At 59.7% G+C, this 21012-nt stretch carries 15 protein-coding genes and 1 pseudogene; 5 read left to right on the forward strand and 11 right to left on the reverse strand.

Going from position 1 to position 21012, the window contains the following annotated elements:
- Positions 1-9: 9 nt before the first annotated feature.
- The gene (locus tag HUK72_RS25445; RefSeq protein ID WP_176599273.1) at positions 10-5835 is read left to right on the forward strand and encodes a DEAD/DEAH box helicase; all 5826 of its coding nucleotides are present in this window, start codon (positions 10-12) and stop codon (positions 5833-5835) included.
- A 3-nt stretch (positions 5836-5838) separates the two neighbouring features.
- Here HUK72_RS25445 and HUK72_RS25450 read toward each other — a convergent pair whose 3' ends face one another.
- Positions 5839-6756, reverse strand: coding sequence for an HNH endonuclease (locus tag HUK72_RS25450; RefSeq protein WP_176599274.1), 918 nt, complete (start codon positions 6754-6756; stop codon positions 5839-5841).
- Between the two features lie 344 nt (positions 6757-7100).
- Between HUK72_RS25450 and HUK72_RS25455 the strand changes: the two genes are divergently transcribed.
- Entirely contained in the window at positions 7101-8927 is a 1827-nt protein-coding gene (locus tag HUK72_RS25455) for an AAA family ATPase (RefSeq protein ID WP_176599275.1), read from the forward strand.
- Positions 8928-8982: 55 nt separating this feature from the next.
- Here HUK72_RS25455 and HUK72_RS25460 read toward each other — a convergent pair whose 3' ends face one another.
- The 8 genes and pseudogenes from HUK72_RS25460 to HUK72_RS25495 form a co-directional block, all read right to left on the reverse strand.
- Entirely contained in the window at positions 8983-9786 is an 804-nt protein-coding gene (locus HUK72_RS25460; RefSeq protein ID WP_176599276.1) for a HEPN domain-containing protein, read from the reverse strand.
- A gap of 128 nt (positions 9787-9914) precedes the next feature.
- A complete protein-coding gene (istB, locus tag HUK72_RS25465; protein WP_176595381.1) occupies positions 9915-10643 on the reverse strand; it encodes an IS21-like element helper ATPase IstB in 729 nt (242 codons plus the stop codon).
- A complete protein-coding gene (gene istA, locus HUK72_RS25470) occupies positions 10630-12144 on the reverse strand; it encodes an IS21 family transposase (protein ID WP_176597709.1) in 1515 nt (504 codons plus the stop codon). Before istA ends, istB begins: the two co-directional genes overlap by 14 nt.
- A gap of 131 nt (positions 12145-12275) precedes the next feature.
- Positions 12276-12461: pseudogene (locus HUK72_RS25475) on the reverse strand (nucleotidyltransferase); the annotation flags it as partial.
- 49 nt (positions 12462-12510) lie between these two features.
- Positions 12511-12840, reverse strand: a complete 330-nt coding sequence (locus HUK72_RS25480) for a HigA family addiction module antitoxin (RefSeq protein ID WP_176599277.1) — start codon at positions 12838-12840, stop codon at positions 12511-12513.
- A gap of 9 nt (positions 12841-12849) precedes the next feature.
- The gene (locus HUK72_RS25485; protein ID WP_176599278.1) at positions 12850-13140 is read right to left on the reverse strand and encodes a type II toxin-antitoxin system RelE/ParE family toxin; all 291 of its coding nucleotides are present in this window, start codon (positions 13138-13140) and stop codon (positions 12850-12852) included.
- Positions 13141-13213: 73 nt separating this feature from the next.
- Complete coding sequence (locus HUK72_RS25490) at positions 13214-14407, reverse strand: site-specific integrase (RefSeq protein ID WP_176599279.1); 1194 nt, start codon at positions 14405-14407, stop codon at positions 13214-13216.
- Positions 14404-15717 carry a site-specific integrase gene (locus tag HUK72_RS25495; protein ID WP_176599280.1) on the reverse strand — a complete coding sequence of 438 codons (1314 nt, stop codon included), beginning with the start codon at positions 15715-15717 and terminating at the stop codon, positions 14404-14406. Before HUK72_RS25495 ends, HUK72_RS25490 begins: the two co-directional genes overlap by 4 nt.
- Positions 15718-15983: 266 nt before the next feature.
- On the opposite strand from HUK72_RS25495, the gene HUK72_RS25500 reads away from it, so the two are divergent.
- Positions 15984-17165, forward strand: a complete 1182-nt coding sequence (locus HUK72_RS25500; protein WP_218036288.1) for a hypothetical protein — start codon at positions 15984-15986, stop codon at positions 17163-17165.
- A gap of 55 nt (positions 17166-17220) precedes the next feature.
- On the opposite strand, the gene HUK72_RS25505 is transcribed toward HUK72_RS25500, so the two are convergent.
- Positions 17221-18357, reverse strand: a complete 1137-nt coding sequence (locus tag HUK72_RS25505; RefSeq protein ID WP_255326018.1) for a hypothetical protein — start codon at positions 18355-18357, stop codon at positions 17221-17223.
- Between the two features lie 4 nt (positions 18358-18361).
- On the opposite strand from HUK72_RS25505, the gene HUK72_RS27525 reads away from it, so the two are divergent.
- Positions 18362-18793 (forward strand): hypothetical protein, encoded by a 432-nt coding sequence (locus HUK72_RS27525; protein WP_255326019.1) that lies wholly within the window; start codon positions 18362-18364, stop codon positions 18791-18793.
- A gap of 308 nt (positions 18794-19101) precedes the next feature.
- Here HUK72_RS27525 and HUK72_RS25510 read toward each other — a convergent pair whose 3' ends face one another.
- On the reverse strand, positions 19102-19257 hold the full coding sequence (locus HUK72_RS25510; protein WP_176599282.1) for a hypothetical protein: 156 nt from the start codon (positions 19255-19257) through the stop codon (positions 19102-19104).
- A 404-nt stretch (positions 19258-19661) separates the two neighbouring features.
- Between HUK72_RS25510 and HUK72_RS25515 the strand changes: the two genes are divergently transcribed.
- The gene (locus tag HUK72_RS25515; protein ID WP_218036289.1) at positions 19662-20840 is read left to right on the forward strand and encodes a Fic family protein; all 1179 of its coding nucleotides are present in this window, start codon (positions 19662-19664) and stop codon (positions 20838-20840) included.
- Positions 20841-21012 lie beyond the last annotated feature (172 nt).

Genomic DNA, 21012 nt, shown 5'->3' on the forward strand with positions numbered 1-21012 from the left:
GGAAATACCATGCTGGATCCGATCGGCGGCTTCAACCGCATCCGCGACTTTTTCATATCCTACGTGGAGACGAGCTTCCGTATCGCTGATCAGGCGGTCACTGCCCAGCGCCGGCACCTCCTCGAGACGACAAACATCTTCGCTACGGCGTCGTTCGTCGAGCCGGTCCTCCGCTACAAGACTCACGACCTCAAGATCGACGAGATGGTCGGTGTCCCTGGCGGCCCCCTGCAAGGCCTTCCGCACGACGTCCAGGTTGCGTTCGCGGAATTGACCCTTTCTGGCCTGTTCGACGGCGACGACGCAACGGGCGAGGTCAAGCGTGCTGGACGCTACGCGCCATACAAGCACCAGATCGAGATGCTCCAGCGGGGCATTCAGCCCGGCAAGCCCGGCATCGTGACTTCTGGCACTGGCTCCGGCAAGACCGAGAGCTTCATGCTTCCAATCATGGCTGCACTCTCGCGCGAGGCGGTGGGCTGGGCCAAGCCGACGTCGGGTTATCTGCAGTCGCCCTGGTGGCAGGCCCAGCGATCTCCTTGGAGCCCGCAACGTAACGGGGAACGGCGACCGGCTGCGGTCCGCGCCCTCGTGCTCTATCCTATGAACGCGCTCGTCGAGGACCAGATGGTCCGTCTGCGTCGGACGCTGGACTCCGATGCGGCGCGGGCAGTGATGGACGACCGGTTCGCGGGCAACCGGCTCTTCTTTGGCCAGTACACGTCGTCCACGCCGGTCACCGGTTATGAGAGCCATCCGCGCATCGCCGGCGGGGATGTCGAGAAGAAGCGCCGCCAGCGTCGTCAGCGAGAGCTGCGGACGGCGATGAAGAAGGCGGACCGCGAGCAGATCGATGCGCGCGCGCATGATGCTGCTGAGCTGAAGAAGGCGCAAGAGGAGGGCACGAAGGCCCCGGATTCGACCCGCTTCATCTTCCCTTCACTCGACGGGGGCGAAATGTTGTCGCGCTGGGACATGCAGGCGACGCCACCAGACCTCCTCGTCACCAACGCTTCAATGCTTGGTGCTATGCTGTCACGCGAAGTCGAGGAACCGATCTTCGAGAAGACCCGGCAGTGGCTGCAGGACAACGACGACGCCTATTTCTACCTCGTCTTCGACGAGCTCCACTTGATCCGAGGATCCGCTGGCACCGAGGTGTCGTATCTCATCAAATCTTTGATCCAGCGTCTGGGCCTTGATCAACCAGCCCATCGCCACAAGCTGCGCATCCTTGCGTCCTCCGCGTCCCTTCCGATGGATGGAGAGCCCGGCGTCCAGTCCCGCCGCTATCTGCGCGACCTTTTCGCCCCGTTCGGAACCAGTCCGAAGCCCGGCGATGCGGGTTCAATCGAAGAGGATTTCTGGTCGGATTGCGTGGTGAAGGGCGAAGCGGACCTGCCGTCATGGACGAGTGAAGCACTGCCCCCAGAGCCTTTTGTCCGTCTTTTGAAGGCGGCGCGACCAGCGGGCCGGGACTTCATCGCAAAGATCGCCAGGTCGGACGATCTTGATGCGGTGATTGCGGATGTTGCCGATGTGCTCGGGGTGATCGCGACCGGTGACGACCGGATTGGGGCTGTAGCGGAGGCCGCAGCCACCGTGTTGACGAACGCGTGCCGAGAAGGCGACGGCGTCCGGGCAACGAGCATCGCCGAACTGGCCCAACGCCTCTTTGACGACGCAGCAGAGGCCGAGACCGCAGTCCAAGGGCTTATGCTCGCCCGCGCCTTACCCGAGAGTGGACAATGGCAGGCTCGGGTCGCTCAGGGGACGCCGTCCTTCAGGATCCACGCCTTCGTCCGGAACGTCGAGGGATTGTTCGGCGCGCCCACTGTCGTGGACGAGAAAGTTACGTTCACTGACTTGAGCGTCGAGCGTGGCCTATCACATGGCCAGCCGGCACCTGGCGAGGTCCGGGGACGCCGCCTCTTCGAGATGCTCTACTGCGAGGCGTGCGGTGATTTGCTTCTGGGTGGGCAGCGCGGCCGGCGGGTCGGCACCGGATCGTCGACCGAACTGCTTCCCTCGACTGCGGAGCTGGAGAACCTGCCGGAGCGGGCGGCGTCGGAATATTACGACCGGATGTCGTTCGACCAGTTCGCCGTCTTCTGGCCGAGCCGCCGCCCTCCGATCACTGACGGCAGGAACTGGGATTCTTGGGAGGCCGCACACCTAGACCCGGGATCCGGCGTGGTCGCGCTCGGCGAGGACGTGCCGGACGGGCGTATCGCAGGACGGCTGTACTTCCAATCCACATCGGTGAACTCGAACGGCTATCGTACCGCGCAACCGTTCTGCTGTCCGAACTGTGGCACCGACTATTCGAATAGGCCCTCGTCATCGCGATCGCGATCGCCAATCCGTGCGTTCCGCACCGGTGTCAGCAAGGCTTCGCAGCTTGTCGCGACCGAGTTGTTCGAACTCCTTCACGCGGTCGGTGCGGAAGCCAAGAGTATAGTGTTCTCCGACAGCCGCCAGGATGCCGCCAATCAATCGCTCGAGATCGAGCGGCTCCACCTACGGGATCTTCGACGCGAAATACTCGTGACCGTTGCCCGCGATTACATCCAGCGAGCTAAGGACGCGAAGGTCGATACGAAGGAGGCTTTGGATAAGGCGAACGAGCTCTACGAGATTGGATCGGAGGAATGGGCGAAGGCGGTCAACGCCATCGCCCAGCAGGCGCATGATCCGCAGATGTCGCTTGAGGCGCGAAAGGTCCAGATCAGCAGGCTGTTCGATTACAAGGATGCAACCGAAGGTGTCGGTGCCCTGATCGCGGAATATGTAAATCTCGGTATCCACCCGTTCGACGAGGTGGGCCTCAAGCCATACAAGAAGCGTCCGTGGTTCGAGGCGTTCGAGAAATCTGGCGATCTCGTTAAGTATGCTTCGTGGCTTGAAGACAATGAGCAGCAGCAGCTCGGTATCTATATCCGTGATCAGCTGATGGAACTGGTGGACGACGTAATCTTCGCGAACACGTTCTTTGCACTTGAGGAGACGGGATTGGCGTATCCTTCGATCAGCCGGACTGAGGGGGCGGAGATCGACCGATGGGATGCCTGGCTCCGCGTCTTCGCGAGCGCGACGCGCGTCCAGGAGAACAAGTTCTTCGACAAGAGTCCGAAAACCGAGTGGGATCAGGCGAGTAAGATCAGGCCCTCCAGTCGGGTCTTCAAGTTCGCGGACGCCATAGACGGCGATACGCAGGCTCATCTGCGTGAAGTGTTGGATGCATTGAACAAGCACGGCCACGTGAACGGCGTCGTCCGCGTGGGCAAGATCTTCCTGCGCATCGCGGCCGCTGGTGATCCGTTCTGGCGGTGCCAGTCGTGCGAGCGCGTTCACCTCCACAAAGGTGTGGGTCAGTGCACCCGCTGCTATGCTTATTTGCCTCTTGAACCGACCGGAAACGTCGAAGAACTGTGGGAGACGAACTTCCTCGGTAGGCGCATCGTCCGCGGTCAGGAGGACGATGTCGCCCGTTTCCGCCTACGATGTGAGGAACTGACCGGGCAGACGGATGACTTCTCCGACCGCCTTCGCAAGTTCAAGAGTATCTTCGTCGACAAACTCGGCGAGGTCGCGAGACTCGCTCGCGAGATCGACATGCTCTCGGTAACGACGACGATGGAGGTAGGAATCGACATCGGCTCCCTTCAAACCGTTTATCAGGCAAACATGCCGCCACAGCGATTTAATTATCAGCAGCGAGTAGGCCGAGCGGGGCGTCGCGGCCAAGCATTTTCCTTCGTCATCACCTTCTGTCGCGGTCGCAGTCATGACGCGTACTATTTCGCGCATCCGGCTGCGATCACGGGTGACCCACCGCCGCCGCCGTTCCTGGCGACTGGTCACAATCCGATTCCGCAGCGATTGCTCACCAAGGTGTGGCTGCGCTCTGCGTTTCAGCGTGTGCGCGAGGAGATCGTGAATGAGGGCGCGACCTATCCGGGTGACCTGCTAGTGCCCCCCGATGTGCACGGAGAATACGTGCCGACCGACGAGTTCTATGACGATCCGCAAAACATCGACTGGCGCAAGCGGCTGATCGCTGCGCTCGAGGCGACGATCGATATACGCGACGCCTATATCGATGCCGCGTGCATCGACCCTGTTCAGCGTGAGCAGTTGCGCGCGGACACATCAGTGGAGAAGCTGATCGCACGGATTGACAAGCTGAAGGCTGACAAACCCGTCAATCCGCAGGGGCTCGCCCAGTTCCTTGCTGAACGGGGCCTCCTCCCGATGTATGGGATGCCTACCCGCGTGAAACAGCTATATTTGGGCGTTCGCGCGGACTCCGAGGACAAGAACCCGGACTATTCTTGGTCCACGATGGACCGTGACCTTGACACGGCTGTCTTCGAGTTCGCACCCGGCGCGGTTCTTACGAAGGACAAGCAGCGGCACAAGGTGATCGGTTTTAGCGGTACTTTATCGCCGCCAGAACGTCGCGGTGCCGATGTCATCATTCAAAGCCTGTCCCGCTGGGGCGAGTCCGAACATCAGGTCGCGCTATGCCCGACTTGCGGATCCGCGCGCTACAGCATGGGAACGCCGCAAAGCGCTTGCGAATGCGAGGACTGTGGCAGCGACATCGAGCCCGAGCAGTTTCAGGACTACATCACTCCGGCAGCGTTCCGGACTGATTTCAAGGCGGCCGACACCGACCTGGACACGGTTGGCCGGATGGCCGTCCGGACCGTCGCCACGGTTCTTCATGCGGGAGAGAAGGCGTTGGCGGGAAACCTCAGCATTCGTCGCGGTGCCGGTGTCACGATCATGCAACTGAATGACGGCGCGGACGACGATCTGGGCCAGCCAAGCCGCTTTTCTGTAAGGGAAGCCGAGGATAGCTATGTCCGCATCCCGCGGTCGGCACCGACGGTACTGCCGAACGACCAGGCGATCGAGACGTCCGAGCTGGCGGCACCTTCGAGCCGCTGGACGGAGAAGCCGGGCACTGATCGCACCTTCGGCCTGATCGCCAAGAAGGAGACCGACGCGCTATACCTCGAACTCATGGAGTTCGATGACCGGCTGACGCTTAATTATGTAGCCCGCAAGGGGGCGTTCGATCATTTGCCGACGAGGTCGGCGGCGATCAGCGCTACGCAGATACTGGTTCAGAAGGCAGCGCTCGATCTCGACGTCTCTTCGGATGAGTTCGAGGCCCTCGAACCGCGTCTGCGCAAGGGAAGGCCGATGCTCCAGATCGCGGATTCACTCATAAACGGCTCCGGATTGTGCCGCCGGCTCGGCGATGACCGCAGTGATGGAACGCCACATATTGTGCATCTAATTGGAGAGATTCTGAAGGATGAAGCCAAGTGGCCGCTAATTGATTTCCTGCGATCCGAAGGTGACGACGATCACGCCGCGCGTTGCCAGAGCTCGTGCTATCGCTGCATTCAGCGGTATGGCAACCGCTCCTACCATGGGCTCCTCGATTGGCGACTGGGGCTAGCATATCTGCGAGCGCTTGTAACGCCCGGCTATTCTGCCGGCCTGGATACCAAGGACCAGGATTTTCCGGAGACCCGCGGTTGGCACGATCGGGCGTTCGCGTTGGCGAAGGCCATTGCGGGGATGCGACCCGACTCGCTCATCGCCGAGATCAATGTGCCGTCGAAGCTGCCGTCTCTCAGAGAAAGACGTGCAGATGGGGATATCTTCCTGATCGTCCATCCGCTTTGGCGCACGGATGGGGCTTTCGGAAGGAATTTGAGCGGCGGCGCTGACGTAACGTTTCTCGACACGTTTAATCTTGAGCGACGCCCGCTTAGAGCGATCGAGTTGGCGCAAGCGAGGACGGCGCAGCCATGAACGCTACGGGATGAACACGCTCGTGCGATGATGATGAAGGTAGGCCCGGCTGTCGTCACCTAGGGGACGTGGCGACGGTCGCTGCACGTGGTGCATGCCCAACTTGTCGGCATCCGCGTTGGTTAGTTGCGAAGAGAATAACGCTCGTCCGTCGTCCTCGAAACCGAGGAGTCCGCGATCGAACAGGAAATCGGCATGAGGTGCCATCATCAGGCCATTAGCCCCGTCTAGCCGTTCGGCAACCGTCGCGCACGCACGCCACGGCTTGATGTGGCTGGCTATGAGAAGGTTCGGTTTGTCGACTCCGGTGATTCGACAGACCGGCTCGATGTCGAGCACCCGCTTCCGGAAAATGCCTTGGCCACGCCGAGCCCTGACGAGTTGTTCCCGGATCGTCTGGTCCAACGAAGCGTCATGCTGAATGCCGCGCTCGACGATGTCATCGAGCCGGGTTGCGAAGTCGGCAACCGTGAGATCGGTCTTAGAGATCAGCGCCGCTGCGGGCAGATGCGCTGCTTCCAGGATGAGGTCTACGACCGCCTCATCAACCTCGGCGAGATAAGCTTTCTGATTGCCGTTGCCCGTGGTTGGCTGGATGGGTGAGTGCCTCGCAGGCAGAAGCGGAGATAGTCGAGACAATATTTCCTTTGGACGTACCGCCAACTGGCCGTCGAGCCAATCAACTGGCAGTAGCCATCCGGACGAGTTCCAATAGGCACCGATAGAACCGAATTCCTCTGGTTTCGGAGCGCTGATGGCGAAGTCGGCAACAATGCCCACCCGCCCGACCCGGCCCTCTGCATACGAAAGCACCACATCGCCAGGAGAGGTTCGACGCATGTTGTCGTAGAATCTACTTCGTGAACCATTCGCCTCGGTCACCGGGGACCATAGGTAGCCACCCATCACCTCTTGGCGCATCGTCTGCGCATGGTTGACCCACCAGTATCGCACTGCTGTATTGTGACACATCGCCAGCCGAATTAAACTGAAATCGTTTCGAGGTCAGGGGCGCTCATTCATGTCATTCCAGCGCCGAAGTGAGTGGGCGGATTGCTAAAAAGAAGCGTCGGTCGATGAGAATGGTTAAACGCAATGGGACCGGTTTAGTAGAGTAGCACGATCTTTATCACCGAGAAGAAGTTGGGATTGGACAGCAGGTGGTGTATGGGCAAGAAAATTTGGTGACGAAAATCTCGCTATCCTATTGACAACGCTACGAACGCAATGGAATGCCCTGGCGCGACGGGCTAAGGGGGGATTCAGTGGCAGCGACGATTAAGTCGATTCACATCGAGAATTTTCGTTCAATCAAGTCGATCGATGCTAATCTCGCACAGCTTGCCGTCTTCGTGGGAAGGAACGACTGCGGTAAATCCAACATTCTGCGAGCGCTCAATCTCTTCTTCAACGACCAGACAAATCCGGGCGTCGAGTTCGCCTTTGCAGAGGACTACAACTTTTTTGCCCCGGTGCGCGCGCGCAAGGCAAGGGAAGTCGTCGTTCGCTTGGAGATCGCGTTGCCCGAAACCTACCACGCGACCAACGGGCACGTGATCATCTGGACCAAGCGCTGGCGAGAGGACGGGCTGTGGAGTGAGGAGTACGACTATTACGGTCAGCGCATTAAGAAAGGGAAGCGCGGTCAGGAGATCCGCGAGGATGTAAAAATCCCAGAAAAGTCGAACGTCCACACGCTTCTTCGCAAGATAGAATTCGAGTATGTACCAGCCATCAAGGATTCGGACTATTTCGATGACCTGCGGGGCAGGATCTACGGGATCATCTCGGAGGTCGCATCACGTACTTTCCACGAATCCAGCACGGCGTTCGAGCAGTCAATCGGAAATCACTTGAATGAACTGACTGCCAGCATCTCGGCTTCTTTGGGCTTCACCACCCGGTTAGCCCTACCGAGGGATCTTTATCACATCTTCGAGCGGCTCGACTTTCTCAGCGGTGAGAAGTCGGTGTCGCTGAACAACCGCGGGGACGGCATCAAGGCGCGCCACATTCCGTTGATCCTTCGCTTCATGGCGGAGAAGAAGGCCGCGCTGCAGAAGCGCGGTGGCCAACCGATAAGCAGCATCTGGGCTTATGAAGAGCCTGAGAATAATCTTGAGATTGGAAGTGCGGTGCAACTCGCCGATGAGCTGCACGCCCTGGCAGAGGCGGGGACGGCGCAGATCCTCCTCACGACGCATTCGCCTGCCTTCTACGATCTCGGCCAGCGAGAGAAGGCGATCGCCTTGAACTTTGTGACACGAACCACGGATGTTGAGGGTACCGTCTGCAAGACAGATGCAAAGGGTATCGATGAAAGCTTGGGTACTCTGGCCATGCTGGCACCGCGAATCTCAGAAATGGTTGCGCAGGTCCGCCAGCAGGAGGAGGCGAAGGCAGCCGCTGCACAGCTAGCGCAGGAGAGCTGTCCACGAATCTTCGTCGAGGGCGAAAGTGACAGGCTCATCCTCAATCGGGCACTCGGAGTATTCTTTCCAGCAGCCGTCGACCAAGTGCGCTTCGAGACCAAGCGAGAAGGTGCTGGGCACAGTTATGTGATCGACATGCTGGTCGGCTGGCGCTCGCAGCACAAGCATCATCCGGAACGGCCAAAGGCAGTCGGCATCGTCGATGGTGACGCTGACAAGGCGAAGGAAGATTTCAACAAGCTTCCTGACAATATAAAATCAGCGAAGTGCTTCAGCTATCCTGAACCCCCTAATCTTCGTGCAGCCCGGGCCGCGCACTTCAACGTTCACGCATCCCTGGAGACTTTATATCCAGCGGCTGTTTGGACTGATGCAAGTGCCAAGAACCGCCTAACCAGACGTAATCCGATTAAGGTGTGTCACCCAAAATTGGTCAATCGGATCCTGCTTGGCGAGACGACTTTTGATGAGCAACTCCACCCAGATTGGGCTTATCTTGTGACAGATGATTTTGCGCCAGTTCACAAGATTTCGACTGCTCAACGTCTCTGCCAGCAGCCCGACCAGGCGTGCAGGGAGACATTGGCCAACTTCGAACCTCTCCTTCGTGACGCACTGAAATTCCTCGGGATCGAACCGGTGCCCGAAAGCGCGGACTAAACCCGCGGATTAGTTGCAGAGCTTGGAAATTATCTGCTTCTCAATTCGAGGTACCTTATCCCTCGAGCCACCGCTCGCAAACAAGCTTGACCAACTCTTTGAGGCGCGAGACTCGCTCACCGAGCCAGTGCAATTCTTCGTCCGTCACCTTGTAATGCGGAGAGTAGCGGGCATTCACATAGGCTTGGCGCAACAGCTCGAAACAACGGCGGCTGAACTTGTCATCGCGTGGCCACGCCTCGATCAGATCGGGAGCGATTTCTTCGGCATGGCCGCGCAGGAAATTGAGCTTGTGGGATTTGGGCGAGTACAGCGTCAGGGTAAGCATCACGCAATGGTATAAACGTTCACATGCTTGGTGCAGCGTAAATGCTGCGTCGTTCATCCAAGTTTGCGTCATCCCTTCGGATCTCTGCAGTTCGAACGTCCGATAAGACTGCTGAGCGAGAGTGAACCATTGATCGAAATTCGCCTGCGCCTCGGCTCGTGCCTCTGCCGGCGGAAGCTTTTGAGGCGTAGCCAGTCCGAAACCCTCAGCCTCATATAGCGCGATGCCTTGTTTGACGATGTCGACGAAAAAGGGCCGGCCCTGCTCGAGCTTCTTGTTCACGTCCTTGAAGCAATGAACGATAAAGCCGACCGGCGCACTGAGGCTGCCCGTTATCGTGACCTCGCGCATGAGCCGGTCTTCGGCGCTTGCCCAATAATCCACCACATCCGTCAGCCGCTCGTCATTCACGACAACCAGAATGTCATAGTCGGATTTATAGCTGTCAACCGGCGCGCAAAGTTGACCCCCTATCGGCGCCCAACATTGACCCCCTTTTTGTGAGTGCCGGCGGTTATCCCGGTAGTCCATAGGAGGGACCCGCGGACGCCGCCGCGCGCCGTCAGGAGCGCTGGCGGCGGCGTCCGCGGGAGGTGCCTGTGGACCCACCGGGGTAACCGCCGGGGATGGGGGTCCGGGGGAAGGGGTTTTTCCTCGTCTCAGCTTCGGTTTTTGAACCGCCAGCTATCGTTGCCGGTCTCGATAATGTCGCAGTGGTGGGTGACGCGGTCCAGCAGCGCCGTTGTCATTTTGGCATCCTGGAAGACGCTCGGCCATTCGCCGAAGGCGAGATTGGTGGTGATGATCACCGAGGTCTTTTCATAGAGTTTGCTGATCAGATGGAACAGCATCTGCCCTCCTGAACGGGCGAACGGCAGATACCCGAGTTCGTCCAGCACCACGACGTCCAGGCGGGCCATCTGGGCGGCCAGGTTGCCAGCCTTGGCCTGCCGGGTTTCCTCCTCCAGACGATTGACCAGGTCGACAGTATTGAAGAACCGTCCTCTCGACCCGGCACGAACCACGGCAGCGGCGATGGCAAGCGCGAGATGTGTCTTGCCGGTGCCGGTGCCACCAACCAGTACGATATTGCGCCTTTCCGGCAGGAATGAACCGGCATGGAGTGAACGCACCAGGCTTTCGTTGATCGGTGTATCGGCGAACACAAAGCCGTCGAGATCCTTGATGGCCGGCAGCCTGGCCGCAGTCATGCGGTATCGGATCGAAGCGGCTTCTCGATGCGCGCCTTCAGCGCGGAGCAGGTCGCCGAGCATCTCCATGGCGGTCCGGTCACGACGGACGCCGTTGGTAACGGCATCGTCGAACGCGGCGATCATGCCCTTTAGGCCCAGCCCCTTCAGGGCTGCCAACATCTCATGCCGCTGCATCGAGGCCTCGCACCATGTCATAACGCGCGCAGTCGGCGATGGGCGGATGCTTGAGCTTCAGATCGACCAGGACGCTGATGGCCTGGGTGGGCTGGGGTTCGCGTCGGCGCGACAGGATGTTGAGGATCACTTCGTCATTGGCCGTACCCGCCATCATAGCTTCGCGGACGGCAGCTTCGACCGCCTCCAGCCCATCTTCGGGCACTGCTGCCAGCACCCGGACGAAGCGCCGATCTGCGTCATCGCTTTTGCCCAGCTTGCGGCGCAGTTGGGCCAGGGCCGGCGGAAGATCCCAGTCCTGGAAGGGAGCGCCGTTGCGCAATGCTCCCGGCTTGCGGATCAGGACCGGCAGATAATGCCAAGGGTTGAACGCCGTCTGGTTGCGGCCGAACACGCGAGCATGCTCGGCAACCGCTTGGCCTGCACAACGGATGACGATCCTGTCGGCATAGGCGCGCAGTTGCACCGCCTCCCGGGCCGCACTCGCCATGACCGAGTATCGGTTGCGATCGAAGCTCACCAGGCAGGTTGCGCTCGCCACATGTTCGCTCTCGAAGAAGCCGTCAAAGGGCGTGGCCAATGACTGCAGCGAGGATCGTTCCATCTCCAGCGCCTGCGCAATGGTCATGTCTTCCAGATCTGGATGGGCATAACGCTCGGCCCACCGTCGGCACTCGGCCTCCAGCCAGGCGTTCAGCTCTTCGAGGCTGGCAAAGCGCAACCGGGGCTTGAACAGCCGCTCCCGGCTGGTCTGGACCTGGTTCTCGACCTGTCCCTTCTCCCAGCCTGCCGCCGGGCTGCAAGCCACAGGCTCGACGCCATAATGATCCGTCATGATCAGGAAGCGCCGGTTGAACACCCGCTCCTTGCCGGTGAACACGCTCGTCACCGCGGTCTTCATGTTGTCGTAAATGCCGCGCGTCGGCACCCCGCCAAAAAAGGCAAAGCCCCGGGCATGCGCGTCAAAGAGCATCTCCTGGGTCTCGCGCGGATAGGCCCGCACATACGGCGCCCGCGACCAGCACAACCGCATATGAGCTACCTTCACCCGCATCGGCTTGCCGGCGATCTCCACGTCCTCGTGGCTCCAGTCGAACTGATAGGCCTCACCCGGCCGGAACATGAGCGGGATGAACACCTTGCTCATATCGCCGCCGTCGGTCCGGCGTTCGCGCTTCCAGCGTGCCGCATAGCGCCGAACCGCATCGTAGGAGCCGGTGAAACCCTCACGCTCCAGAAGATCGTGTATCCGTGTCAGCCGTAGCCGATCACGCCGGGGCCGTTCCTCGTTCTGCACCAACAACTCGTCCAGCCGTTCGCGAAATGGCCCGGTCTGCGGTCGAGGCTGCTCCTTGCGTTCGTAGCTGAAATCCGCCTCCGGCGCACGGATCGCCTTGCGCACCGTGTTGCGCGACAACCGTAAATCACGCGCGATCTCTTTGATCGGCTTACCTTCCCTGTGCTCCCTGCGAATCTTGGCAATAGTCTCCACAATCAACATCCCCATCCTCGCCGCCTGGAAGTCCAAGCCGCGACGCCTCACACTCTGGAATGATGGGGGTCAATTTTAGACGCCGATCACCCCGCTAAGGGGGTCAATTTTGCACGCCGCTCCACATTATAGCCGCCGATCGGGTCATCCACCCAATCGCCGCGCGCATAGGAGCCATAGAGGATGACCTTGAGTATGCGCGCCTGCTTCTTCCAGGGCGCGGTGCTCTCGCCAATAGCGGCGGCAAATTCCTCAAACAGGATACGCACGACCTCTTGCAGCTCCTGCTGTTTGGGTGCCGGAAGATGGTCAAGGTCGGTTCGCATCACATTTTCACACTGTCGGGGGAAGCGCTGCAAAGCAAGGGGTTACGCGTCAGACTGACGTATGCGGCTCCACCGGCTTGCCCTTGAACGGCATGACCTTGATTTCGCCCTCACGCTTGCGGGCCTGCGCAATGTCATAGCTGTTCTGCATCCGCATGAGCGTGTCCATCGACACGCCGAACGCTTTCTCGATGCGCAGCGCCATTTCCGACGAAAGGCTTGCACGCTCGTTGAGCAGGGTCGAAAGGGTCGCCCGCGTCACACCCAACACTTCGGCCGCCGCCGTGACCGTCAGGTCCAGCGGCTCGATGATTTCATGCTTGATAAAACCGCCGGGATGGGCCGGGTTCTTCAAGCGCATGCCTGCAATCGCACTCATGGCCACCTCCTAGTGGTAATCCTCATAATCGAGGTCGATGATCTCGATCTCATCACGGTCGATCCGAAACGTCATCCGCCAATTCTTCGTGACGAACAGGCTCCATGTTCCCTTGCGGTCGCCAGTCAGCATGTGCGCCTTCCAGCTCGGCACGGTGCGCAGTTCATCCTCCCTCTCCATATCCTGGAGGAAGGACAACATGCGCCGGACCTTGCCGATGACCACGGGTTGCAGCCCGCTTTCATCGTCGTCCTCCATGAGCCGGCGCAATCCCTTGTGGATCACGTTTCTGATCTTCATATCGACCTCTACTCTTCAAATCCGTTCGGTGTCAAGTGACGCCATACAGTGCAGGCCGCGCATTATGGCCGGTTCAACCCAACATCCGCTCAATAGCAGCACCAATCTGCTCCGCAGCATCGAGCAGATGGGCATCGTCAAGATGAGCATAGCGCGCGGTCGACTGGATCTCGCTATGACCGAGCAGGCGGCCGATCATGGGCAGGGTTTCCTGGCTCATGGCCGCATGGCTGGCGAATGTGTGCCGCAGGTCATGCAGGCGAACGCGGCGAAGACCTGCTTCGGCCTGGAATTCCGTCCAATAATAATCGACGGCCTTTAACCGACGACCATAGTTCCGGTTCCAGAACAGCCATGGACTCCTCATGTAGCGCGGCAAGCCGTCGATCAGCGCCCTCGCCTCATCCCCCAGCCAGACCGTGCGCGGCCCCGTCTTGCTATCCCGGAGCTTGAGCCTGTTCCCCCGAACATCTCGCCATTGCAGGTCCATGATCTCGCCGGCCCGGCAACCCGTCAGCAGCATGAGCGTGATCGCGGTCGCCGCGATGGGCCGGACCGCCTCGTCACAGGCCCTTACCCTGGCGAGAACTGCGCCGACCCTCTGCAACTCCGCATGGCTGAGGAAGCGATCGCACTTCCGCTTACGGTTCAGCCGGATCGCCTTGCAAGGGTTGCTGTTCTCCAGCCGATAGCCCCATGCCTCAGCCTTGTTCATCATGCTGCTGAGGATCGTCATCACCCGGTTCGCCCCACCGGGACCAAGGCGGTTGTTGAGATCGGAAAACCAGTTGGCGACATCGGCCTCATCCAGTCCATCGATGGTCCGGTCCGGAAACGCACGATCGAGATACAGCCGGCGATATTTATTGTGGGTGTCGAGGGTGGATGGCTTCCAGCGCGGAGACCAGCGTGTCCAATATTCCTCAAGGAAATCGGCAAAGCCCGGCGCTGCCCTGATCCTCTTGCGTTCCGCTGCCGCATCAAGGCCAAGCTGCGCATAGGCGATAACCCGCCGTGCCACCGTGGTGGCCTGGTGGCGGGACAAGACCGTGGCCGGACCGATGGTGACCGTGCGCAGGCGGCCCGCCATCCGGGCCTGGACGATATAGACGTTGCGGCCGGATGGATAATGGCGGATGCCAAACCCCTGCCCGCCAAGCCAGGTCGTTGTCCGCGCCTTGCCCCTTGGCAGGCGGGTGAAGTCGAATGCGACGCCCACCTCCGCCAATGCCTCGCGGACCACCTGCTTGAGTGCAAGCGCGGTCATGGGCGAAGCCCGATCGCCTGGGCAAGATTGCCGGAAATCCGCTGTGCCGCATCGGCTATGACATCATCGGAGAGATGGGCATATTTGGCGGTGGTTTCCGGCAGAAGATGACCGAGCAACGCGCCGATCGTCGCCAGCGGAACATTATCCATGATGGCTGTCGAAGCAAAGCTGTGGCGCAGGTCATGGAGGCGAACATCGGGCAAGGCACAGATCCGCCGAAATTTGAACCACCAACTGTTAGGGTCCAGCGGACCCGAGCCATCCCGGTTGGGAAAAACATAGGGGCAATCTTCCCGCCGAGGCTGCGAATCCAGGATCGCACGTGCCTGCCTGTTCAGCCAGATCGTCTTTGGGCCGGTCTTACTGTCGGGCAGCGCCAAATGCGGCGTTCGCACCCATAGCCATTGCAGATCGCGAATCTCGCTAATCCGCGCCCCGGTATAGAGCAGCAGGCGAACGATGGCGACCTCGGCGGGATTGTCCGCCTCGGCTTCTCGCAATGCCGCCCCCATGCGACGATATTCCAGCGGCGACAAATAGCGCTCACAAGGTTGCCGCTTGTATCGCGGCAGGCCGCGCGCAGGGTTCGAGCCCGTGCGCCGCAGATGCAGCGCTTCGGCATAGTCGAGCAGCGCTGAAAGGACTGGGACAGCGCGATTGTAACTCGCCTCTCGGCTCCCTGCGCACTCATCCCGCCAACGCCTGACATCCGCCGACACAATGTCGGCTAGGTGCATTTTCCCGAAATGGGGTGCGAGATCCCGACGCCAGGCAGCGTGATTGCGTTTGGCGGTGGACGGCTTCCAAAGCCGGATCATGTCGCACCAATAGGTGGCAACGAAGTCCGCCATCGTCGGACTGGCCTTGATCACCGCTCGTTTGGGCAAACCGTCCAGCGCCACGTCCGCCAGCAACCGCCGCGCCTTCGCCCTTGCCGTTTCCGCATCCACTCCATTGGTACGCCCCAACGAGACGCGCTTGTGGGTTCCGCGATGCCTGACGCGGACACACCAATAATAGCGGCCCGTCGGCCTGACACGCAGGCCAAAGCCCGGCAATTCCGTATCCCAGATGCAATAGTCCGTCGTACGGAGCGGTAGCTTTCGCCGCACGAAATTGCCGTCGAGATAGGCCCGGCGACCAGGCTTTTGCCGGTTGGGGACCGTAAAGCCATCATCGATAGCCGAATGCGCCTCAAAAGTCTCCGGAAACAGGGCGTTTTGGGGGACCCAATCGCCAGCGGGAGCTGCCGGACTCTCGGGCAGGTCCAGGAACTCAAATGGCGGTTTTACTGCATTTTTTTCCATACATGCACCATATGGTGCGTGGGGTGTGCGCATGCAAAATGCCCCTGTAGCTGGAGTGCGGCGAGAGACCTGCCATCGCCAAAAACTGGCCGGAAACCGCGCTTCCGGCGGGGATTCCATAGTCCATCCGGCGCCTGAGAAGCAAGCCCGTTCCGGCCCGAAATCAGCAATCCGTCAGCAAATAGCCATCATCTAGGGCGAAACTCCCTGTGGCCCGAAGGACATCGCTGGCTGCGCCAATTTCTAACGAAAGGAAGGACGATTTCATGGCTGTGATCCATTCCCGCGAGGAACTGTATGATCTCGTCTGGCGGACCCGTGTCCGCGATCTGGTGAAGCCCTTCGGGCTATCGGAACCGACGATCAAAAAGCGTTGTAGCGAGAAGGACATTCCCCTACCCAGTGCCCGCTATTGGACGCAGCGGGACAAAGGGAATCAGCCCCCTATTCCTCACCTCCCTCCGCGCGGTCCCGGCATGGACGAACTGGTCAGCATCGCACCAAATCCGCAACGCCCCGTGCCCCTATATTTGACGGAGGAAGAGTTATTGGGGCCGGTGCCCGATCCACCTGTTTTTATCGAGCCGCTGGAGGATATCCGGCAACGCTACCTGACCGTCGTGGGAGACCCAGACGTGCCCCGCGACCTCACTGGACCGCATCATAAAATCCGTGCGCTGTTGGCCGAAGACGCCGAACGTAAGAGGCTTCAAATCGAACGGGGTTACGCCTACGGTTCCGACGCCCCACGCTTTGAAAGCGCCTTCGAACGACGCCGCCTGCGCGTCCTCAATGCGCTTATGATGTCGACCGCCAAGGCGGGCGGGTTGATCAAGATTTGGGACCATTATGCCCGGTCGACCATGCTCCATATCCACGACATAACCATGCACCTGCATCTCGATGATGCGGCCGTGTGCGAGAAGCGTCAGGAGCGACTTTATTCAGGCGATCCAGCTAAGACGGGCGTCCTTCAACTTGACCTTCAACGAAGCTGGGACCAGCGCACGCCCGACGCCTGTTGGTCGGACGACAAGGGCGGGCCGATGGAAGAAAAAATCGGCGCGATCGTCGCGGAATTTTTCGTCCAGGCAGAGACCGCCTATCGTGCGTTCCGCATCTCGGAGAACAGCCATCGCGCATACCGCAAGGCCGCCCATATCGAATGGATCGCAAAGGCCAAGGAGAAAGCAGAAAAGGAGAGGATCGAACGGACCGAAAGGTTACAAAAGGAACGGATCGATCATCTCATGGGAATGTCGGCCGACCATCAGCGGGCACAGACCATCCGCGCCTTCGTCCACAGCGCGGCGGACACTCTTTCCCCTTCCCCGCAATTGGAGAATTGGGCAGCTTGGGCGCTCTCAGTCGCAGCTGATCTGGACCCCATCAGCAACGGCCAGTTCTCCGCAACGTTGCCGAATATTGCCACGACGAAGCCCGGCTGATCGTCTCTGAATGGGCAGGCACGGCTAGCCGAAAACGCCGCGCCTGCCGATCAACTTATGCCGCTTCCCAAACCCGGTTGAGTATCTGGGCGGCCATCGCCGCCTTGTCCTGTGGGAGAAAGCGCCCGTAATGTTTGGCGACCATTTCCGGCGTATCCTGGATGGCGTAGCTCGCCTGTTCGTAGGAGCCGGTCTGCTTCAAGATATGGGTCGCCAGCACATCCCGCACATTGTGCGGCCCATGAGGGAGCAAGCCCTTGATTGCTCCCCGCCCGGTGTATGGATTGAATACACCATAGCGTTGGATCACGAGCCGCCATGCCTCATAGAAAGTGTTCTGGTCATAGGGGGCTTCCCGGCTGTTGCTCTTCATGCTTTCCACGAAAAATGTGCCGGGATCGGCAGCGCCGTTCAGCAAGATCGCCCGATCCCGCTCGATATAGGCGTCGATGTGGTCGTACAGCCCTCCCAGGTCGGGCAGGAGCAGGCGGAAAGGTTGCCCGGCAAAGAAGGAAGAGTGCGCGTTCTTGAACGCGACGGAGGGCACAAAGACCTCCCATCCCTGGTTCCGGTTGCTCCATCGGATTTCACCGCGCTTCCATGCCTCAAGCTGCCGTTCCGGTCGGGGAACCTCCCCGCGTGGGCATACCATGAGCTGGCGCAGATTTTTCTGTCTCAGGCCCAGATGAAGACCCAGGCGAAGGAGCAGATAGGACCGCACGGTTTCGGCGGCGGCACGGGGATAGCGTCGCGCGTCGGGCCGGTATTTCAGGACCTCCTCCGCGATCTTCAGATATTCGGACACCGGACTTGGCGCTTCGAGAATGGGCAATATCGGCTCGAATGGATCACGGTGAATCCGTGCCACCCGTGCGATCTGCTTGACCCGCGCGGCTGCGTGCGCGTGCATGGTATCGCAGGCCTGATGCCAGTCCGACTGGACGGCCACCACATCCTCTTCTGTCACCAGCCCGTTGATCGGCGTCAGCCGCTTGGCCAACTCCGGGTGCTGGCGGAGCCAACCCGTCTCGGCGCGGACCAGTGCCATGCAATTTTGGAGCATGTCGCACTCCCAGCGCGTGAAAAATCCCCGCCTCTGTTCGCGCCATTGTACATACCAATCCCACACACGCGGCAAGATCAGCATCGCAAAGCTCAGGTCGCGGAGCGGCACGCCCAGGCCCGCGACCAATCCCTTGCGCCTGAAAGCGCCGGTACTCGGTCGCGCCGGAAATCACCACGGTCTGGACCCAATCAAGAATTTCCTTCTGCTCCTTCAAGGATCGCGTGTTGAAATCGTCTGGAAGATGCCAGGCCAGCCGCCGCTGCTCGGCTGGCGACACACCTTTCACTTCGAGGCCCGATGCCGCGCGGGCGGGATGGGGGAGTTTGGATTTGAAATACCCGGCCGGGAGGCAGTAGCGGGTTTCTATGCGTGCGAGAATTTGCAGGCTGACCGCGCCATGTGGTGTACGGCGCTCATTCACCCAAGACTTGAGCGTCGCGCCGTTGAACGTTTCGCCCGGTCGGACAACAGCCTTGTGGAGTTGATAGTAGCTTTCCGAAAAGCGGCCCAGATGGAGGATAAGGGCTTCACGGAAACCAGGCGGGTCAATCCATTCGGCTGAATTGGGAATTGGCTTTTCCACGATCAGGGTGGGCTTCGGTCCACGCCTGGAGGGAAGGCAGTCATTCGCATCGCGACAAGCGCGGCGTGACTCAATTGGCATTGCTGATCTTTTCCATTTTCTGATGTGAGTGGCCGGGCCGGATGGCACGGCTGCGAGCTAGCGCCTGCGCCACATCATATTAAAATGTTGTCATTTCAATATTTTATAGAATCCATGCAAAGGCGGCCCGGTTCGGCCCCACCGCCTTGCTTGGTTCGGGAGGTCTTCCGAAATGGTGGGCGGCGCCATTGCGCCGCCCAGATCGTTCAGAAGAAATCCATCTTGTCGGCGATGATCTCGCAACCGTAGCGGGTCTTGCCGTCCTTGAGCTTCACCCGGTCGGTGGCAACGATCAGGGTGGTGACGTTGTTGCGGATTTCGGGGTCTTTGGCGACGCGGCCGGTCAGGTTGACGACGTTCATGATGCTGTCTCCTTCGTTGGTTCCGGCAGCCTTCCCGCCGGTGACACCGAAAGAGCGGCGTGCGTTGACGGATCACACCGGAGCGCAGCGCAGGGAAACCCCTGGAGGGTGCTGGCGCGGGCCGCGAAGCGGCAACACGGGCGCACGCAGGGGGTTGTGATCCGTCGGCGTCTCGCCGCAGGTGTCACGTCAAAGGCGGAAAGGTTGTTGGAACCAAGGGAGGCTCAAGACTGATCGCGGCCGATCACGCTGACCTAGCTTTGGCACACGGTATCAGGATGAATCTTCCACCTCGCCCCTGCCCGTCTCCCCAAGGAGAGCGATGTTTCCAGCTTTGGGTCAATTGGGACCAGATAACAATCACCCCATTGCAAACACACACACCTTTTGCATGTCCAACCGACATGCAAAGAAAGTTAGAAAATCTTTACATATTGAGCGGACGTGCTAAGCATCAGGCGTTTTCTTTACACAAGGCGATCTGCGTGCTTCAACCAACCTACGACCTCCCTGATCTCCCCCCTCCGGGAGTAATCGAGACGGCCGCAGTTCTAAAAGCCTTGGCGCGCGCCCACCGTTATCTCGCGGAATTAAAAGGGCGGGCCGCAACCATCCCTAATCAAGGCATCCTGATCGACACGTTATCACTCCAAGAGGCGAAGGCCAGCTCCGAAATCGAGAATATCGTAACCACCCAGGACGAGCTATTCCAGATAAACGCCTTCCCTGAAAATCCGGGTCCGCCTGCCGCCAAGGAGGTGGCCCGCTATCGGGATGCACTGCATTATGGTTTCAACGAACTACGCCGGCTCGACGGCCTGCTGACCAACAATATGATGATCGCGATGTTTCGCATCCTTAAAGGGACCGATGGCGGCTTCCGTGAAACCCCCGGTACGGCGCTCAAGAATGAGGGCACCGGGGCGCTGGTGTATGTACCACCACAAGATGCCAATGCTGTGCGCGATCTGATGACTGCGCTGGAGCGCTTCATCCATATTGAGGACGTCGAAACCGACCTCGATCCACTCACACGCATGGCCATCATCCATCACCAATTCGAAAGCATCCACCCCTTCCCCGATGGCAATGGACGACTGGGCCGGATCATTAATGTGCTGTTCCTGACCCGGTGCGCTCTGCTCGACATTCCAATCCTTTATCTCAGCGGCTTTATTACCCAGCACAAAGCAGACTATTATCGCCTATTACAGACCGTCCGCGACACCGGTGAGTGGGAGCCTTGGCTGCTCTACATACTGCGCGGCGTGGAGGAAACGGCGATTGAAACTCTGCGCTTGGTCGAAGGTATCCGCACGCTCATGGCAAATACCAAGAAGCGGCTGCGCGAAGAGCATCCGAAGCTCTATTCGCAGGACCTATTAAACAACCTTTTCCGCCATCCGTATACCCGGATCGAGTTCGTCCAACAGGAACTGAATGTGTCGCGGCCCACTGCCACCAAGTACCTCGACGAACTAGCAGAAAGTGGGATGCTCCTCAAACATCGCGCGGGGCGAAATAACTATTATATCAATCAGCCGCTGGTGGAGCTGTTCGTGGAACGCGAAGCAGCAAAATGATAACGGACTACCATTCCAAATATCTGGCCACCGATCTTGTGAGGCGGCGGTCATCGGACAGCAATGAGAAGCTTGCTGTTGCCGTAGCAGGTGCCCAGGTGGATATGAATCCCCATCAGGTCGATGCTGCGCTTTTTGCATTCGCTTCGCCTTTATCCAAGGGGGCGTTGCT

It is taken from the genome of Sphingobium sp. 15-1, assembly GCF_013375535.1.
GTDB classification, from domain to species: domain Bacteria; phylum Pseudomonadota; class Alphaproteobacteria; order Sphingomonadales; family Sphingomonadaceae; genus Sphingobium; species Sphingobium aromaticivastans.